This is a genomic window from Pseudomonas sp. BIGb0278 (assembly GCF_024809895.1).
Taxonomy (GTDB): Bacteria; Pseudomonadota; Gammaproteobacteria; order Pseudomonadales; family Pseudomonadaceae; genus Aquipseudomonas; species Aquipseudomonas shirazensis.
Map to the genome: position 1 here is coordinate 629833 of NZ_JANUEL010000001.1, position 13173 is coordinate 643005.

The window sequence follows — 13173 nt, forward strand, 5'->3', positions numbered from 1 at the left end:
TTTCTGCACGGCTCAAGTTGGCTTTGGCATGACGCTGATCCAGTAGCGGCTGCGGCGCTCGATACGCAGATCAAAGCCGCTCTCCAGCGCGGCCAGGGCGCGGTCGGTGTCGTCCAGGGGGAACGCGCCGGAGACTTTCAGCGCTGCAATCGACGGGTCGCAGCGCAGCCAGCCATGGCGGTAGCGGCCCAGCTCTTCGAGCAGTTCGCCGAGAGGGCGTTTGATGGCAATCAGATTGCCTGTACGCCAGGACGCCGTCGACGCATCCGAGGGCGCGGGTTCGCTCAGTTGATGCGGGTCGAAGCGCACGTGCTGGCCGGCCTCAAGACGCAGCGACTGCGGACTTTGCGCGGGGTGGATGCGCACGGCCTTGTCGAGTACCGCGACTTCGCAGAATGACTTGTCGGCCTGCACGCTGAAGCAGGTACCCAGCGCCTCTACCTGGCCTTGCGCGCAGGTCACACAGAAGGGCCGCGATCGCACATCAGCGGCCGTCTGCACCAGCATTCGGCCGCTGTGCAGGTGCAGCAGCCGACGCTGATCATCGAAGCGCACGTCCAGCGCAGACTGGCTATCGAGCAATACCTGGCTGCCATCTGCGAGTACCAACACGCGTTGTTCACCAACCCCAGTGTGATGAGTGGCGAGCAGGCTGGTAGCCAGGTCGCTGCGGACACCGCTCCAGCCAACTGCGCCAACGCCCGCGAGTACCAGCAGCTGGCGCAGGACCTGGCGACGTGATTGCCTGGACTGTTGTAAGGCCGTGACCGCAACCTCGGCCGGCACGCCGGCAACCAACTGCCGGACTTCTTCGACCTGCTGCCAGGCCTGCTGGTGGAGCGGGTCGGCGTCGTGCCACTGCTGCCAGCGCTGCTGATCGCGGGCTTGCTGCATGCCCGAAGACAGCAACGCGTACCACTGGGCGGCGCTGCGCAAGGCATCGCGCTGGGCGGGTGCCAAGGGCTGGCCCGCGGCCATCAGAGCAAGCCCATGCGGATCAGGCAGCAGTGTTCGATAGCCTTGGCCATATGGTTGTTTACCGTGCGCAGGGATATCCCCTGGCGCTCGGCAATGCGTGGGTAACTCAAGCCCTCGAACTGCGACAGGATGAAGGTCTGGCGGACTTTGTCGCCCAGGCTGTCGAGCATGCGGTCGACCTCCATCAGGGTCTCCAGAACAATGGCTTGGGTTTCTTCCGAGGGGTACTCGTCGACGGGCAGGGCGGACAAGGCTTGCAGATAGCTTTGTTCGAGAGCACGGCGGCGGAACAGGTCGATGACCAGGCCCTTGGCGACGGTGCTCAGGTACTGCCGCGGCTCGCGAATGTCCAGCGCGCGGCGTGCCTTGATGACCCGTACGAACGTATCCTGGACCAGATCGGCGGCATCGCTGTGACACTGCAGACGCCGGCGCAGCCAGCCGAGCAGCCAGCCGCTGTGGCTACTGTAGAGATCCTGGGTGGCGCATCGAAGGGCAATGTCGTCAGCAGACATGGAATGGTCACTAATGATAACTAATTGCAATTAGACGCTGTTGCGAGAAATTTGGCAATGATTTCGCGGGGGCTGGCATGGCGGGGTGGGGGAGAGCGGTCGCGTTCAGTCAGTACGGACTTTGCAATTGGTCTGCGCGCTTGTAACAATCCCGGCCTTTTGGCGCTCATGCAGCCGCCGCAAAAGCCCTGCCCATTTTGACAAGGAGCTTCAACCGTGGAATCACGCAGTCTGGCTGCAGAGATCTTCTTCAGCATGCCATCCCATCTGTGGGTCTTGCCAGTAGCGGGCGTGGTCGCCTTTTTCGGGATGCGCCTGGCCGCACAATCGCCCGAGCGAGAGTCATTGTTCAAAGGCGTGACGTATCTGATCCTGCTGGCGTTGGCATTGTTGCCCAACGCCTACTACCTGCTGAGCCCGCCGACGCCGGACATGGCCGAACTGCTGGCACAGGGTGGGCTGCTGCCCAATTACAAAGGCCTGGTTTATCTGGACGCGTTCTACGCATTCGCCGGCTGGGCATTGAGCTGGGTCGTGCGGCAGAAATTCGACGCCTGAGGCGGCTCAGATCATTGCAGGGTCGTCGGCTTGAACGTGTCCTGCAACTGGGCGAACGTCTGCTCGATGCCGGTAATCAGCTTGTCCAGATGATCAGCTTCGGTGTGGTTGCCGACTGCGCGCTGACGATCGCGCTGCTGACGCAGGGTGAGTAGGTTTTTCTGCAGTGCTAGGGCGGACTGGTCGTAGTTTTCCATCTCGATTCTCTGGCTCATGGCGTCCCTGCCGTTGTAGGAATGAGCCGACCGTATCAGCTCATTCTGAGAGCCGGAACTGCGTTTTCGTACAGGTATTGCACTGCTGTAGGCTTAATCCTACAAGCAGATCAGAGCCGTCCTACGATGGGTGTGTGCCGATATTTCGAAGCGTTTGTATTCAATGCACTCACAGGCCAAGCGGTGCAGTGTTTCCAAAGTTTTTGTCTGCGCTCTGAAATAATTTGTTACTGCACCTGTATCCGCCTAGCTGCGCGGCTCGCGTGAAATGACCTGTTGCAATTGACCCGGCTCGGCGGCCTCCTGCTCTAGCCATTGGGTGACCAGCGCGGCTGCCGAACCAACGGCCGCAGCTTCCCCCGTAAGTATGTAGAAGCCCGCACTGGTGGGTAACTCATGGCCCGCCAAGGCCAGTACCAGCGTGCCAGCCTGCAGGGCGTTGGCTACCAGCAGTGCTGGCACCAAAGCGATGCCCATGCCTTGCTCGGCAGCCTCTATCGCCAGAATGGTTTGCGAGAATACTGGGCCGGTAAACCGGGTGCCTGGCCGGCCGTAGTGATCGAACCAGCGCTTCCAGTTGTTGTGGCTGTCGGAAACAAGCGGTGCACTGGCCAGATCGCTAGGTACCTGCCAGTCACCCGCGTTACGTAGTGACGGCGCGCACACGGGCAGAGCCTGGCCCGCCAGCAGGTGACGCGCGTGACAGCCGGCGAAAGGGGCAGTGCCCCAACGCACGGCCATGTCCACCGCGCCTTTGCCGGTCAGTTGCCGGGTACTGTCGGAGGCATCGATCATCAGCGCGATCTGCGGATGTGCTGCCGCCAGCCGGCCCAGTCGTGGGATCAACCAGCGGCTGGCAAAGGCTGGCGTGGTGCTGAGCACCACCTGGTGGGGATCGTCTGGGGCACCTTGAGCGAGGAGCTCGGTGGTGGCGTCTTCGATGATGTGCAATGCCTGCTGCACCCGCTGCAGGTACTCGCGGCCCTGGGGCGTCGTGCACAGGCCGCGTGGCAGGCGTTCGAACAGGGCCATGCCGAGCTTCTCTTCCAGCGTGCGTACCTGCTGGGCGACTGCGCCTTGGGTGACGCTCAACGCCTCGCCTGCCGCGCGAAAGCTGCCCAGCCGGGCAGCGGCCTCAAAGGCAACCAGATGATTGATCACGCTGGGCGCGGTGCGTCGCTTGGCGGTGCTCATGGGGGCGGCTTCCTGCGGCGCGTGTGGGCTGATCGGCTGATTCTGGCGTCAGTCTGTCCCGCGAGCAACAAGTTCGCCGGCAGTTGCGCTAGCATGGCGGGCTTTACCGAAATGGGGGACATTTTGATGACCACGCCAACCTTGCGCCAGGCCAGCTTGCAGGATGTGGAGCGCTGCTACCAGATCGAAACCAGCGCCTACGAGGGCGATGAGGCGGCCACTCGGGAAAAGATAGCCAAGCGCATCGAGCAGTATCCAGAGGGCTTTCTGATTCTGGAACTGGATGGCGAGATTGCTGGTTTCATCAACAGCGGTTGCGCCGAGCAGGTGGTGATGTCCGATGAGGCCTTCAAGGAGCTGGTCGGGCATGATCCGCGCGCTGCCAATGTGGTGATCATGTCGGTGGTGGTAGACCCGGCGCTGCAGGGGCGCGGCTTTGCCGGGCTGCTGATGGCGCACTTCGTCGAGCAGATGCGCGCGCGGGGCAAGGCGACGATCCATCTGATGTGCAAGCAACGCCACGTCGCCCTGTACGAAAAACTCGGCTATCGCTATGTGCAGCCATCACCCTCCGATCACGGTGGCATGAGCTGGCACGAGATGGTCATGGCGTTGTAAGGCAGTTATATGATTTCCGGCGCGCCAACGTTGGCCCGACGCACACTCAGCCAGGGAGAGGCAAGTGAAGTACGTTGTTATCCAAGCTCATCGATCCGGATACCCGCGACCTATCCGGGTCGCCAAGGGCGATCTGCTCGAGATCGGCCAGCGTTACGAAGGTAACGAGAGCTGGCTGGACTGGTACCTCTGTACCTGCGCCGGGCAGGAGCCTGGCTGGATCCCGGCGCAGCTTATCGAGCGGGTTGGCGTCGCCCAGGGTAGGGCGCTGGAGCACTACTCGGCGCATGAGCTGGATGTTGATCCGGGGCAGCAGGTGCTCGCCCTGCTGCCCATGAACGGCTGGTTGTGGTGCCGCCGTGCTGGCAATGGTGAGTTGGGCTGGCTGCCTCGCGAGAAGCTGCAACTGCTGGAGTGACGCGTTGAAAAGCTACCGGCGGCCAGCTGCCGGTCTCATCTGATCTGCTTTTTTTCCGCGAACCTGCATCTGTAACCGTATCAGCCGAAGGCGGAAAATACCTCACAAGCCCAGTCGACTGACCGTTGCACGCCAAGCTACTTGTGCCGCGATGGTCCGCCCCGGGCCAGCTACGCCAATTCGTGTTCACACTGTAGAGGTTCCAATGGGCAAGCTTGCGCTGTTCCTCGGTGGTTTTCTGCTGCTGACAATCTGTATCGGCCTTTTGGGCACCATTCCGCCGCCTTGACCGGCGATACCCCGCTGCCGGCCCGCTGCTTCCCCAGGCGGGCCAGAGCTGCGGCGCTCACCCTTGTCCAACTACCCATAGCCGAGTGGCCTACAAGCCGACTCGGCGTTGTCGTATGTGCGATAAGTCGTTCTTTGCCTTGGGAAAACTGTCCACAGAAAACGTGGGTAGGTCTGTGGATAAATCGCTGCAGGTAAGGTGGTTAGCGGCCTGCGTTAGATTGAGCAGAATTTGAGCAGCGATTATCGGCCTGGATTCAGACGGTCTGCTGTAGCGCCTGTTCGGCGAGCTCGATGCAATTGCGGCCACGTGCCTTGGCGCGATACAGCGCCTTGTCGGCGCATACCAGCAGCGCGTCCAGCGCAGGCGATGGGCCGCCCTCGGCACAACCTGCCAAACCGATGCTGACGGTCATCTGCAGGCGCGGGTCGGCGTGGTTCAGGTGTAGGTCCTGCACTGCCCGGCGCAGGCGTTCGGCAGTGAACTGGGCATGCTTGGGCGCAAGCCCGGGCAAGACCACGACAAATTCTTCGCCACCCAACCGGGCAAACAGCTCGCCATCGCGCAGCTGCTCTTGCAGGGCGTGGGCGAAGGTGCGCAGCACTTGGTCGCCGACACCGTGGCCATGGCGGTCATTGATGCTTTTGAAGTGATCGATATCGAGCATCATCAAGGTCAGCGGCATGGCCTGATCAAGCTGCTGGCGGCTGTCGAGCAGGGCATTGGCCAAACGCGTGAAAGCGCTGCGGGTGAGGGCGCCGGTCAGATGATCGATGGTTGCCTGATGTTCAAGCCGCGCCAGCAGGCTCCGGTTGGCATTGCTCACGCAGGCCACTACCAGAGGGCCCAGTACCAGCATGGTGATGCCCAGCCGTGCTGACATCAGCGTGGTCACCCCCGGCACGCTCTGCGGCACGCTGAAGTGCATGAGGTTTTGCGCCACGGCGACGATCAAGCTGCTACCCGCCATCAGCGCCAGTAGTGACACAAGGAAGGGTGAGTAAGTCCAGGCACACCAGAGCAAGGCGGCGATCGGGAACGCAATCGCGCCAGGGCCGCCAAATACGATGCTCAATGCCAACGAACCCATCAGCACCAGCAGCGGTGCCAGGCGAACGGGCTTGCCGCCGCCATGCAGCAACACGCCCCGCGAGGGCGCGGTCAGCAGGGCCGGCACGATCAATATGCAGGTGGAAAACTGTTCGCTGAACCAGGCCAGCCAGGTCGCGCGCATCGATTCCTGAAACCACGGTGACGACATCAGGCAGGCCATGCTTGCCGCCACCATGGCGCCAGCGGCGCACGCGGCAAACACGCAAAGCACGCCCTGAGGGCTGCGCATGCGCCGGTGCTGGCGCGGCAAGCGGACCAGCAGCAGCCAAACCGTAACGATCACGCTCAGATTGCACAGGTTGAACCACAGCGCCGGTTGCCAATTACTCCCGCAGGCCAGGTCGGCAGCCACCATGGCCAGCCACACCAGGGCGAAGCCAAGTGGAGTCGCCTGGCGGGGATAGCGCAGCAGGACGCCTGCCAGCACTGCGTTGACCGGCCAGAACAGCGACAACGACTCGATCGGGCGGGCGAGAACGCCGCCAAGGGTAATGACCAGGGTCAGGCTGAACAGGACAAAATAAGGCAAGAGCTGCGAGCGTACTGGAAACACCATGGGTTCTACCGGCTGGCATAGACGGATCCAGGACAACGACTGCAGGCACCTGGGTAATTAGTGTCAGTGTGTTTCGCCAGCCCGCCTGCTGTCAAATTGCCTCACTAGAGCCCAAAGAACCACGGCACCATCACCACAGTTACCAGCATCACCAGCAAGGTGAACGGCACCCCCACTTTGACGAAGTCAGCAAAGCGGTATTGGCCAGGCCCCAGGACCAAGGTGTTGACCGGTGAAGACACCGGCGTCATGAACGCCGCCGAGGCTGCCAGTGCAACAGTCATGGCGAACGGGTAGGGCGACATGCCCAGTTGATGGGCGGTGCTGATCGCCACTGGCGCCATCAGCACTGCGGTTGCGGTGTTGGAGATGAACAGGCCGATAATCGCAGTCACGGCGAACAGGCAGGCAAGAATGGCGCTGGGCCCGGCATTGCCGAGCAGGCTGACCAGGCCGCCGACCGCCAGATCGATGCCGCCGGTCTGCTGCAGGGCCAAGGCAAATGGCAACATGCCGACGATCAGCACCAGGCTCTGCCAGTGGATCGCGCGGTAGGCGCTGTTCATGTCGATGCAGCGCCCGGCGCCCATCAGCAGGCAGCCGATCAGCGCGGCGATGACGTTGGGGACCAGCCCGCTGACCATCAAGCCAACCATCACCGCCAGGCTGATCAAGGCGTATGGCGCGCGGCTTCGTGCCGGCGCCACCTGATCGATCTCGGCAGGCAGGCTCAGCACCAGAAAATCCTTGGGCTGGCTTTGCAGCTGACGCACGGCTTTCCAGGGACCGACCACCAGCAAGGTATCGCCTTGGCGCAGTTTTTCTTCCACCAGTTGCTCGTCGATGGCGGCCTGTTCGCGGCGCAGACCGACTACGTTGAGGTCGTAGCGGCTGCGGAAGGTCAGCTCAAGAATGCTTTTGCCGATCAGCTGCGAGCCAGGTGGCAGCGACACTTCGGCCATGCCCAGTTCCTGCGACTGATCGATGAAGTAGGCCGCCTTGAAGTGCAGCGGCTCAAGGCGCATCGATTGGCACAGACTGCGCAGATCATCGCGGTTGGCGAACAGATCGAGCAGCAGCACATCGCCCTGTTGCAAAACGCTGTTGGAGTCGGCGCTGATCACCCGGGTGGTGAACTTGTGCTGGCGCTCGATACCGATCACGTTGGCGCCGTGGCGGGTGCGTAATTCCAGTTCACCCAGGGTATGCCCCACCAGCGGTGAGTCAGGGCGAATGCGCAAGCGCCGTTCGCGGCCATTGAGCTTGTAGTCGAGCACCAGGTCGAGCAAGGTGCGGCGGCTTTCGGTGCGGCCATCCTTGCGTACTTCGCCGTTGAGCCAGCGTCGGGTCAGCAGCATGTAGCCGATGCCCAGCACCAGCACTACCAGGCCGAACGGGGTGAAACTGAAAAAGCCGAAGCCCTGCTCGCCATGACGCACCAGCTCGCTGTGTACAACCACGTTGGGCGGCGTGGCAACCAGGCTGAGCATGCCGCTGATCAAACCGGCAAAGCTCAACGGCATCATCAGTCGGCTGGGTGCCAGGCCAAGCCGCGCGGCAATGCTTAGCACCACCGGGATAAAGATAGCGACGACTCCAGTCGAGCTCATCACCGAACCCAGGCCGGCTACCGAAACCATCAGCAAGACCAGCAGACGCGCTTCGCTGTTGCCTGCGCGGGCGCTCATCCATTCACCGATGCGGTAGGCAATGCCGGTGCGTACCAGGCCTTCGCCGATGACGAACAGCGCCGCGATAAGGACCACGTTAGGATCGCTGAAGCCGGCCAGGGCTTGCTCTACAGTGAGGATGCCGGACAGCGGCAGAAATACGATGACCAGCAACGCAACCACGTCCATGCGTGGGCGGTTGAGGATGAATAACAGGATAACCACGGCCAGCAGGCCGAGCACCATGAGTAGCTCAGGGTTCATGACGAGGAAGTGATCCTTCACGCAGGGGGCACACAAGACATTAGCAGTCAGTGTGGCAGTTTGGCGTGATGGGGGTGTTGATGTGATGCAGGTTTTTGACGCGCTGCATTGGTGCAGTGCGGGAGCAGCCTAAGCGTTGTGAGGGTGGGGCGGCTTGCGATTGCCGGGGCTACAACGTAGCCCCGGCGTTCTGAGATTGCAATCAGTGGCGATGGCGGCGCTTGTGCTTCTTCTTGCTGCCGCCGTTGTCGCCCATGTGGTTACCCACGGCGCCACCTGCTGCGCCGCCCAGGCCAGCGCCGACGGTCGAGCCGGTCGAGCCGCCGAGGGCGCCACCGACCAGCGAGCCACCTGCCGAACCCAGGCCGCCACCCAGCGCTGCCTCGGTGCGATTGCCTTTGCGCGCGCCGACGGCGCTGCCGGCTGCGCCGCCCAGGCCCGCACCGATAGCCGCGCCGGTGCGGCCGCCCATCTGCTGACCGACCACATTACCGAGCACGCCGCCGAGGCCGCCGCCGATAGCTGCAGTGCCGTCACCGGCAAAAGCGCTTTGGCTCAGCAACAGACCCAAGGCGAGAGAAGGCAGAGTCAGACGCATAATGGTGAACCTCGAAACAAGTGGCTAAGTCAGGTCATTGATCCGTAAAGGATTACGGGGTACTCACTAGGACCGGGTTCGATCGATTTGGTTTCTTCGACAATGGAGTTTTTGTTACTCGATGGAACGCTCGGGCTCGATGGCTGCTGATCTGTCCCGTTCGGTCATGGTCGGTTTGCGTGGGGCGCCCTAGACTGGTTGGCAGGCCGCAGTGAGACGGCCACCCGCTGCCTGGTTAACCAACATGATCGCCCATACCCCTACACTGTTCGCCGCCGTCGCGCTGGTCGCCACCATCATGGCGTTCTGTCTGTTGCTGGTGGGTCAATACAATCGCCGTGACAGCCTGCTACTGACCGGCTGCGGCCTGCTCGCGCACGCCCTCGCATACATCTGCTACACGCTGTATGCCCAGGCCCCGCTGTGGGTCAGCTATGCCTTGGGCAACAGCCTGCTGTCGCTGGCGTTGGCGTTCTACTCGGCAAGCTTGTTTCGGGTGCGTGAACTGAAAGTACCGTGGCGAGTTATTTTCATCATTCCGTTATGCATGTTAGGCGGGCTGCTGCTTCTGCTGCAGACGCTCGAGCCGCGCATGCTGCTGGCCACAGTAGTGCTCATGGTTCAGTGCGGGCTGTTGCTGCATTGGGCGCGGCGTCATGCCGAACGTCCCGGTCGGGCGCATCTGCTGTTGGTGATCGGCGCTTCTATAAGCCTGGTAGGCCTGGGTATGCGGGTTATCGCGGTGCTGGCTGGGGACGCAGCCGAGATGCGCTACGACATCAGCAACCTCAAGCAGACGGTATCGGTGGCGATCGGCACGGTAACGGTGATGATGTATTCGCTCGGCCTAGTGCTGATGGCCAAAGAGCGCAGCGAGTCGCGCTTGCAGCACATGGCGCTGCACGATGTGCTGACCGGCACTTACAACCGGCGGGCCATCCTCCAGCGTTTCGACCAAGAGCTGGAGCGCGCACGTGATGAGGGCAGTCACCTGGCCGTGGCGATGATCGATATCGATCACTTCAAACGGATCAACGATCTGTATGGCCACCTGGCTGGGGATGAGGTGCTGTGCCACTGCGTTCGCCAGCTACAACGGCGCCTGCGTGCGGCTGACAGCCTGGGACGTTATGGCGGGGAGGAATTCCTGCTGCTGTTGCCACATACCGAGCGTGAGGGCGCGATGGCGGCACTGCAGGGCTTGCGCCAGGCCATCGCACAAAGCCCGGCGCAGTTCGCTGACGACACTATCGAGCTGCGCTTCAGCGTCGGCCTGTGGTGCGCAGTGCCCGGGCCTGATGACAGTGCGGCAGCGCTGCTCGGGCGAGCGGATGCGGCGCTGTATCAAGCCAAGGCGGATGGGCGCAATACTGTGCACATGGCAGCAGTGCCAGGCCCCTGCTAGATCACTTCGAGTGAATGGCCAGCACGACGCCGTTGGTGATCTGCACCAGCACGAAGCGATTGCCCATTTTTACCCAGTGGCTTTCTTTTTCCGGCGCTGGCAGGCCGTTGGCTTTCCAGTCAACCACGGCGGCATCATCGCGTTTGTATTGATCCGGGGCCTTGTCACCGACCTTCAGTTCGCGGTCGTGAGACTCCGGCGCCTTGACGCTCTCGACGTTGCTTTCGGCTGCAGTGGCAGCCAATGGCAGGCAAGGCAGGGTGGCGGTGAACAGCAGGGCGGACAGCAGTGGGCGCATTTTCATGCACAGTCTCCAAATGCAATAGGTGTGTTAATGCGACAACAGCTGAGCGTCGAGAATTCACTTGTGCAGGCACGCAAATGCTAGAGTCGCGTTCTTTTTTGCCTACGAGGATGAAACATGCGTGCAATTGTGCCGATGGCCGCAGCATTGATGCTGCTCGGGTGTGCCTCGTCGACCATGGATGCCGCGCGCGGCACTGCGCCGACTGCACAGCTGAAATCGCAAAAGGCTGCGGAACTGGTTGCCCAATGCATCCAGTTCAGTTGGCAGGATGAGGCTGTCTTTGGGGTCGACGCCAGTGGTTACCTGCAGCCGCGCAAGAGTGGCGGCTTGACGGTTTATACCCGTGAGGCAGAGTCGTTTGCCGACATCTATCCGCAAGACGGTGGCACACGCGTCGACTATTACGCGCAAAAAGCCGACACCACCGCACTGCGCCGCCGGGCTACTGCGGCGACCTGCCTGTAACCGGCCGGCTCAGGACAGGAAACCACCGTCGACATTGAGCAGGGTGCCGGTGGTGTAACTCGAGGCGTCGCTCGCCAGGTACAACACTGCGCCGGCCATCTCGCTGGGCGCCGCCACACGCTTGAGCGGTATCTGCTGCAGGGCGACGTTGAGGATGGCGTCATTCTTGACCAGTGCCGAGGCGAACTTGGTATCGGTCAGGCCTGGCAGCAAGGCGTTGCAGCGGATGCCGAACTGCGCGCACTCCTTGGCGAACACCTTGGTCATGTTGATCACCGCGGCCTTGGTCACCGAGTAGATGCCCTGGAACAGCCCCGGGGACACGCCGTTGATCGAGGCCACGTTGATGATGCTGCCACCACCGTGCTCACGCATCAGTTTGCCGGCCTCTACCGACATGAAGAAGTAACCGCGAATGTTGACGTCGACGGTTTTCTGAAAGGCGCCTGGGTCGGTGTCCAGCACGTTGCAGAACTGCGGGTTGGTGGCCGCGTTGTTGACCAGGATGTCGAGCCTGCCGAACTGCTCGCGAATGCCGGCAAACACCTGTTGGATTTGTTCCAGCTCACCGATATGGCAGGCCACTGCAGTTGCTTTGCCGCCGGCTGCGATGATCGCGTCGGCGACCTGCTGACAGCCGTCCAGCTTGCGGCTGGAGACAATCACATGCGCGCCTTGCTGCGCCAGCAAGTGGGCGATGGCTTCGCCGATGCCGCGGCTGGCGCCGGAGACGAAGGCAATCTTGCCGTCGAGGTCGAACAGTTGCGTCTTGGCCATGCTGTGTCCCTTGTTGTGTGTGGTCAAAGTGCGGACTTGCCGATCACTTGCAGCGCCATCTGCTCAAGCAGGCGGTTCATGTGAATGAACTGCGCGAAGCGTTTGTCCTGCGTCTGGCCGTAGTGGAAGCGGTAATAGATCTGCTGGACGATCCCTGCGAGGCGGAACAGTCCATAACAATAGTAGAAGTCGAAGTTGTCGATGCGGATGCCGGCGCGCTCGGCGTAGTAGGCAACGAACTGCGCCCGGCTGAGCATGCCCGGAGCGTTGCTTGGCTGGCGCCGCATCAGTTGCATGGGGGCGGGGTCGTCGGCCTCGATCCAGTAAGCCAGGCTGTTGCCCAGGTCCATCAACGGGTCACCGAGGGTGGTCATCTCCCAGTCCAGAACGCCGATGATCTGCATCGGGTTGGCTGCGTCGAGGATGACGTTGTCGAAGCGGTAGTCGTTGTGCACGATGGCTGAGCGCGGGTGGTCGGCTGGCATCTTTGCCCGCAGCCAGTCCATGACCTGCTGCCAGCGCGGTGCATCCGGGGTGGCGGCCTGCTCATAGCGGCTGATCCAGCCCTCGATCTGGCGCTGCACGTAACCCTCGGGTTTGCCCAGGTCAGCCAGGCCGCAGGCGCGGTAATCCACTTGATGCAATTGCACCAAACGGTCGATGAAGCTTTTGCACAGGGCTTCGGTGCGCTGGGCATCGAGGCCCAGCTCCAGCGGGATGTCCGAGCGCAGGATGATCCCTTCGACCCGGTCCATCAGGTAGAACTCGCTGCCGATCAGGCTTTCGTCGGTGCAGTGCAGGTACGCCTTGGGGCAGTAAGGAAAGCCGCTGTTGAGCTGATTGAGGATACGAAACTCACGGGCCATGTCGTGCGCTGACTTGGCTTTGGCGCCAAAGGGCGGACGCCGCAACACGAACTCACGCTGTGGGTAGCTGACCAGGTAGGTCAGATTGGAGGCGCCGCCCGGGAACTGACTGATCAGCGGCATGCCTTCCAGGCCAGGCAGATGAGCTTTGAGATAGGGATCGATGACGCTGGCATCGAGTTCTTCGCCGGGGCGTACCTGGGTGGACTGGTCAGTCAGCGTCATGCGTGGTCCTTATTCTCGGTATCGAGGATTATTGGCTAATCTAATCGGCTCGCTGTAATGGAACAAGCGTGCCAGTCGCCATATAGGCAGGCGTGTTGGCGCTTGATCAGTACGCTTGATGCGCGTTACCTACACTGGGCGA

General features: G+C 61.9%; 15 protein-coding genes. 5 read left to right on the top strand and 10 right to left on the bottom strand.

Going from position 1 to position 13173, the window contains the following annotated elements:
• Nucleotides 1-12: 12 nt before the first annotated feature.
• Nucleotides 13-978 carry a FecR domain-containing protein gene (locus M2396_RS02670; protein WP_259072895.1) on the bottom strand — a complete coding sequence of 322 codons (966 nt, stop codon included), beginning with the start codon at nucleotides 976-978 and terminating at the stop codon, nucleotides 13-15.
• Nucleotides 978-1493 carry a sigma-70 family RNA polymerase sigma factor gene (locus M2396_RS02675; protein ID WP_181087495.1) on the bottom strand — a complete coding sequence of 172 codons (516 nt, stop codon included), beginning with the start codon at nucleotides 1491-1493 and terminating at the stop codon, nucleotides 978-980. Before M2396_RS02675 ends, M2396_RS02670 begins: the two co-directional genes overlap by 1 nt.
• Nucleotides 1494-1736: 243 nt before the next feature.
• On the opposite strand from M2396_RS02675, the gene M2396_RS02680 reads away from it, so the two are divergent.
• Nucleotides 1737-2051, top strand: coding sequence for a hypothetical protein (locus M2396_RS02680; RefSeq protein ID WP_101323060.1), 315 nt, complete (start codon nucleotides 1737-1739; stop codon nucleotides 2049-2051).
• Nucleotides 2052-2062: 11 nt separating this feature from the next.
• Here the strand turns inward: M2396_RS02680 and M2396_RS02685 are convergent, their stop codons facing one another.
• Nucleotides 2063-2266 (bottom strand): hypothetical protein, encoded by a 204-nt coding sequence (locus tag M2396_RS02685; RefSeq protein WP_224785525.1) that lies wholly within the window; start codon nucleotides 2264-2266, stop codon nucleotides 2063-2065.
• Between the two features lie 246 nt (nucleotides 2267-2512).
• A complete protein-coding gene (locus M2396_RS02690) occupies nucleotides 2513-3460 on the bottom strand; it encodes a LysR substrate-binding domain-containing protein (protein WP_259072896.1) in 948 nt (315 codons plus the stop codon).
• A 126-nt stretch (nucleotides 3461-3586) separates the two neighbouring features.
• On the opposite strand from M2396_RS02690, the gene M2396_RS02695 reads away from it, so the two are divergent.
• Both M2396_RS02695 and M2396_RS02700 read left to right on the top strand, forming a co-directional pair.
• On the top strand, nucleotides 3587-4078 hold the full coding sequence (locus tag M2396_RS02695) for a GNAT family N-acetyltransferase (RefSeq protein ID WP_259072897.1): 492 nt from the start codon (nucleotides 3587-3589) through the stop codon (nucleotides 4076-4078).
• A 64-nt stretch (nucleotides 4079-4142) separates the two neighbouring features.
• A complete protein-coding gene (locus M2396_RS02700) occupies nucleotides 4143-4496 on the top strand; it encodes an SH3 domain-containing protein (RefSeq protein ID WP_181087492.1) in 354 nt (117 codons plus the stop codon).
• Between the two features lie 545 nt (nucleotides 4497-5041).
• Here M2396_RS02700 and M2396_RS02705 read toward each other — a convergent pair.
• The 3 genes from M2396_RS02705 to M2396_RS02715 form a co-directional block, all read right to left on the bottom strand.
• Nucleotides 5042-6454, bottom strand: coding sequence for a sensor domain-containing diguanylate cyclase (locus tag M2396_RS02705; RefSeq protein WP_259072900.1), 1413 nt, complete (start codon nucleotides 6452-6454; stop codon nucleotides 5042-5044).
• Between the two features lie 104 nt (nucleotides 6455-6558).
• Complete coding sequence (locus M2396_RS02710; protein ID WP_150569957.1) at nucleotides 6559-8388, bottom strand: SLC13 family permease; 1830 nt, start codon at nucleotides 8386-8388, stop codon at nucleotides 6559-6561.
• Nucleotides 8389-8590: 202 nt separating this feature from the next.
• The gene (locus M2396_RS02715; protein ID WP_101320743.1) at nucleotides 8591-8986 is read right to left on the bottom strand and encodes a bacteriocin; all 396 of its coding nucleotides are present in this window, start codon (nucleotides 8984-8986) and stop codon (nucleotides 8591-8593) included.
• A gap of 244 nt (nucleotides 8987-9230) precedes the next feature.
• Between M2396_RS02715 and M2396_RS02720 the strand changes: the two genes are divergently transcribed.
• On the top strand, nucleotides 9231-10391 hold the full coding sequence (locus M2396_RS02720) for a GGDEF domain-containing protein (RefSeq protein ID WP_259072902.1): 1161 nt from the start codon (nucleotides 9231-9233) through the stop codon (nucleotides 10389-10391).
• A gap of 1 nt (nucleotide 10392) precedes the next feature.
• Here M2396_RS02720 and M2396_RS02725 read toward each other — a convergent pair whose 3' ends face one another.
• Entirely contained in the window at nucleotides 10393-10695 is a 303-nt protein-coding gene (locus M2396_RS02725; protein ID WP_101320739.1) for an RcnB family protein, read from the bottom strand.
• Nucleotides 10696-10812: 117 nt separating this feature from the next.
• Here M2396_RS02725 and M2396_RS02730 point away from each other — a divergent pair, with 117 nt between their 5' ends.
• Complete coding sequence (locus tag M2396_RS02730) at nucleotides 10813-11163, top strand: hypothetical protein (RefSeq protein WP_150568820.1); 351 nt, start codon at nucleotides 10813-10815, stop codon at nucleotides 11161-11163.
• A gap of 9 nt (nucleotides 11164-11172) precedes the next feature.
• On the opposite strand, the gene M2396_RS02735 is transcribed toward M2396_RS02730, so the two are convergent.
• Nucleotides 11173-11940 (bottom strand): SDR family oxidoreductase, encoded by a 768-nt coding sequence (locus M2396_RS02735; RefSeq protein WP_150568821.1) that lies wholly within the window; start codon nucleotides 11938-11940, stop codon nucleotides 11173-11175.
• 23 nt (nucleotides 11941-11963) lie between these two features.
• Entirely contained in the window at nucleotides 11964-13031 is a 1068-nt protein-coding gene (locus M2396_RS02740) for a phosphotransferase family protein (protein ID WP_259072905.1), read from the bottom strand.
• Nucleotides 13032-13173: the final 142 nt, after the last annotated feature.